The organism is Acinetobacter sp. UNC436CL71CviS28 (assembly GCF_000620525.1).
In the GTDB taxonomy this organism is placed as follows: Bacteria; Pseudomonadota; Gammaproteobacteria; order Pseudomonadales; family Moraxellaceae; genus Acinetobacter; species Acinetobacter radioresistens.
Window position 1 is genome coordinate 1 of the sequence record NZ_JIBB01000071.1, and the last position, 3,876, is coordinate 3,876.

General features: G+C 33.7%; 4 protein-coding genes. All 4 read right to left on the reverse strand.

The features are described from left to right. Positions 1–38: 38 nt before the first annotated feature. Positions 39–545, reverse strand: coding sequence for a hypothetical protein (locus tag N518_RS0114935; RefSeq protein ID WP_005021663.1), 507 nt, complete (start codon positions 543–545; stop codon positions 39–41). Beyond that, positions 529–702 carry a hypothetical protein gene (locus N518_RS17300; RefSeq protein WP_005021660.1) on the reverse strand — a complete coding sequence of 58 codons (174 nt, stop codon included), beginning with the start codon at positions 700–702 and terminating at the stop codon, positions 529–531. The genes N518_RS0114935 and N518_RS17300 overlap by 17 nt, the downstream gene beginning before the upstream one ends. A gap of 743 nt (positions 703–1,445) precedes the next feature. Then, positions 1,446–3,617: a hypothetical protein gene (locus tag N518_RS0114945; protein WP_005099794.1), complete on the reverse strand. Its 2,172-nt coding sequence runs from the start codon at positions 3,615–3,617 to the stop codon at positions 1,446–1,448. A gap of 16 nt (positions 3,618–3,633) precedes the next feature. Then, on the reverse strand, positions 3,634–3,876 hold a 243-nt coding region (locus tag N518_RS17330), incomplete at its 5' end, for a hypothetical protein (protein WP_212771475.1).

Here is a 3,876-nt window from a genome sequence, read left to right on the forward strand (position 1 = left end):
CGTATAAGAGTTTTTATATTAAATCAGTTTTTAGAAGCTTAATCAGTAGTAGGCACATACTTTGTACCCTGCTGAATGAATCCATCAATTTTTTTTCTAATAGCTCTCATAGCTTCTGGATTAAACTTTATACGACGATTATCTTTAGGGCCAAATATATCGTCATGATCGAGCATGAAGCGTAAACTAGCGACTGTATTGATCTTGCCATCAGTCGTAACTTCTTCAAATACAATAATAATTAAAGGGTCACTTTCTCCGGTCTTCAATAGACGTGCATGATAAAGACCTGTATACCACGGGGATGAGTTAGGAGTCGAATTTGTATCTTTCGCACGACCATATTTTCGGTCTGCATCCTCTGTATAAATTTCAATAAAGCCTTGATTTGTCCATAATTCAATAAGAGCTTCAAGATCTTTAAGATATTCTTCTACGATATCGTATGTATATCCAATTGATTCACTGATTTCAAAAAAGAGGTCATGTAAAAAGACCTCTGAAATTTCCCGACGTTGAACTGGTTTATTAGGCAGTTGCGACATTCTTTTTTGAACGTTCCTTGGACTTTAAGAAAGCTTTACGAAGATTTTTTCCTATCTCTTCACGAGTTGAGGCACTAACCTTAGTACCACCAACACCGTTACCGAGCTCTACCAGAGCAAGGATAGCAGGATTTACTTTTTCGTTAGTATTTAGCATTTTATTACCCCTAAAGGAGTGCATGTATAATAGAATTATATTATTAAATACTAATAATAGCTACTAAGGTACTCTCAACAGAAAAATACAATTTGCCATTTAAGGTTCTTCTATATCTATAAAATTATATTTTTATATTTTAATTTGGCTAAAATTAACATAAAACGGATTATGCGAAGTACATTTTGATAATAAAAAACCCCAGCATCCTGCCGGGGTTTCTCATATTGGGTTGCTAGGTATGACTCCTGTCTTACCTCACGTTCCTGGTGCGATCTTTCTTATTCTTGTTGTTTGGAACATCCTGTTCTCTATGACTTCATCATAGGAAAATTCACCTATCCTGGATAGCCGCAAAGGGCCGAGTTTTATGTGAGCCAAAGCGTACAAAATAGCCTAAATTTCATCCACAGTAATTGGGGATAGTTTTCGCCCTGGAAGAGCTGAGAACATTGGGAAAATGCCAAAATTGAGCATTTTTTAGACGATTTTATTGGCGAAAGATTACAAAGTTGCTTAAAAAACACACGAGTTGTTAAAACGTCTGTTTTTTGATCTTTTGGGTTTTGGATTTATTGAGTTAACTATTTGATAAATAATACTATTTAAAAAGGCGTTTCGTATAACGCCCATTATGTTAAATGGGAAATTGACATTTAAAATTTCTAAATAACCTGAAGACTGCTTAATCCAACATCAATTATAGTGTTATTGGATTAAGCAGGCTTCGGGTTAAATAATTATTAAAGGTAACGCACCCATTTAATGGTTGCAGCTGGGACGTTGGGTGTAGGTGTTGATTGATTTCCTGTTCCACTATCTTCTGTTGGAGCACCAATATTAGTATTTGTTGTTGTTGGAATAACAATCTTAAGATCAGTCAATGTTGTTTTTCCATTATTGCCCAAACCAATGATTGATAGGAAACCATATAAATTTAGATTTGCATCCGTTGTGTAATTATTTCCTGCAATAATATTACCATAGATTGGACTTTTATCATTATAGCTTATTAATTTAATATCCCCTCCCACGTAAGAGGCTTTATTATATGTTCCAATATATGATCCTGCCAATAATGCTAAATCACCTAAAGCTGTTGTTGGGCTAATCATTGCTGTTGGAGATGAACAAAAATTTTTTGGTCTTGGGAAATAACCATTTAATGGATCTAATTTTTTAATAATGTCATTGGAGCTATTACTTAATGCTGAATTAGCATGACAAAATGCACCTTCTACTCCACCACGAGTAGCAGCATAATTCGGTGCACTAATAATCGCATTACCATTTACACTTGAACTTTCAATATTTCCTGTAGCTAAAAGTGTATTATTATAAATGCCTTCACGAATTTGTAGATTGCCTATAAATAATATTACGCCTGGCGCTATTGATGGGGTTTTTAATATATTAGCAAAATCAGTTATATAATTTTGTACACCTAAGTTTGGTCGTCTAATTGTCCATGTTCCATTATTATAAGTAATACTCATTTTCTCATCTTTATTTTTGTCATACCAACGTAAAATATTTGCTTTGATGGTAGAACTACAATTTACTGAATTTCCATTTACTGTTGCTTCATATAAATAACCCCAATGATCTGAATTCTGCATATTATTTGTATTTTGTAAAGAGATATTGCTAGTAGTACTACTTCCTAAACAAAATGTTGTTCCATCAATAAAGCCATCTAAATTGTAAATGCGCACTGTTATTTTATTATCTTTATACTCAAAAATATAATTAGCAGTATCATTACTTGTATAAACTGTATTAGTTGAACAGTTCAATTTTTTCTCAGGATCATAACAATTAGCATTTACCATTGGTGGAGTTATATTTAAAGATGTTCCTAATTCACTTATTTTAATTACAGGTAATTCATTTGATGTCAATTTTTTTTGAATATGTGCTAAGTCTGCACTACCACAGTTTCCTGTGAATGATTTTGCTGCAATGTTTTTATAATTATTACTATCACACTTTATCTCATTACCTGCCTTTAATTGTACACCCGTAGAATCGCCACTAGCTGGTCTATTACTAAGCGTTGAATTACGCGCGGCACCTATAATATTGTTATTCGCATAGCCATACTTCCCCAGAACGGTATCATTTCCCCACTCGATATTTTCACCAGCCTTAAGAATTTCAACTGAACCATTACCACTTTTTAAGTAAATATTCTTTTTTGTGTTAATAACGTTAATTGCATCTGGACTATTTAATGTTACATTACCATCTACATAAATATTATTTACCTTAGTTGTTTTATTACTTACTGTTAAGTCTCCAGTAACTTTTAATGTGTCAATATTACTAATTTCACGTAAATTCGCAGTACCCACGATATTTAAATCAACTGGTTTACCTGTACTATTGGTAATTGAAACATTACCTGAAACCTCTACATCCGTATAAATATTAATAGCGCTTATTCCTGAGTTAGGTAATGGAGACGGGTTCGACGTTCCAATTGCTCCACGCTTAACCTCATAAACAACTTGTACGGTAGATGCAGATTTACTGATGGTATTTCGGCTTGTTATAGTTGATGTTACCGTATAAAGTCCAGATTCCGTTGTTGATTTATTTACACTATCAATTTTTGCTGTAATTGCTATGTTAGGAGGTAAATTTGTAATTGCTGGAATACCATCTGTCATTAAAGTATCTAATTGTGATGCACTTCTAGTATTTAAATACTGTTGTACAATTTCCACACCTGACCATACATCCGCCTGAGCCTGCGTTAATGCATGATTTGACGCTGCAGAATATTGTTTGGTACGTAAATAATAAGCAGTACCTGTAATTGATACAATCAAGGCAATACCGACTAAAGCTACAGTTAAAACTGTTGCAATTCCTTGTTGTGACTTGGCAAAATATGGATTCTTTGATTTCATCGTTATATACCTTAATTTACGAGGTACTTAAAATATTTGACAAGCAAACAGGGAACTTTATTTTTGTCCCAGTGCTATCACTTGCAGTGATGTTGAGTACTTTTGTGCCTGTTATAATAGCTGAACCATAAGGTGCACAGATTTGATCCTTCAGTACAAAAGTAATTGTTGTGCCTGTGGGAAAAGAGGCTAATGTACTGTCCTTTTCCCATGTAGAACCTGTTGCCAAAGGGAGATCATATGAACATCTGCTTTTTAA